The sequence below is a fragment of the Protofrankia sp. Cr1 genome (assembly GCF_963555865.1).
GTDB lineage: Bacteria > Actinomycetota > Actinomycetes > Frankiales > Frankiaceae > Protofrankia.
The window spans coordinates 29,116-29,680 of record NZ_CAUVXO010000021.1; the positions used below are offsets into that span (position 1 = coordinate 29,116).

General features: G+C 69.7%; 2 protein-coding genes. Both read left to right on the forward strand.

Annotated features, from left to right (window positions below):
* On the forward strand, positions 1 to 199 hold a 199-nt coding region (locus U9980_RS03975; protein WP_322766724.1), incomplete at its 5' end, for an NYN domain-containing protein.
* 163 nt (positions 200 to 362) lie between these two features.
* Positions 363 to 565: hypothetical protein (locus U9980_RS03980; RefSeq protein ID WP_322766725.1), on the forward strand; the 203-nt coding region annotated here is incomplete at its 3' end.

Below are 565 nucleotides of genomic sequence, written 5' to 3' on the forward strand. Positions count from 1 at the left end.
GCCTCGCGGGGTGCGGGTGGTGTTCAGCCGGTCCGGTCAGCTTGCCGACGAGGAGATCATCCGATTGGTACGGGCCGAGCCGGCGGGCCGTCCGGTGGCTGTGGTGACCTCCGATCGGGAGGTGGCGGAGACAAGCCGGATGTCAGGTGCCCGGCCGGTCCCGTCCGCGGCGCTGCTGACTCGCCTCGACCGGTCCTGAGTTGACCGGGCCTGGGTTGACTGGGCCTGAGTTGACCGGGCCTGGGCGCTCCAACGGTCGCGAGAAGTTGTCGGACCCTGCGGCTACGTTGCGTCTCGACGGCACACGGTGCTCGTGACATGGCGCTCATAGCGGCCGGTACCGGCCGGATTAGGCGGAGACGATGCTGATCGACTGTGACACCTGCGTAGTTCGCGGGGATGCCTGTGGTGACTGTGCGCTCCACCTCCTGCTCGCGCCCGAACCTGTGGCCGACTGGGACGAGGCCGAACAGCGGGCGCTGGCGGTGCTGGCGGATGCCGGCCTGGTGCCGCCGATGACGCCGTGGCCGCAGCCTGTGCCGGTCGCGTTGCCCCCTGCAGTTTT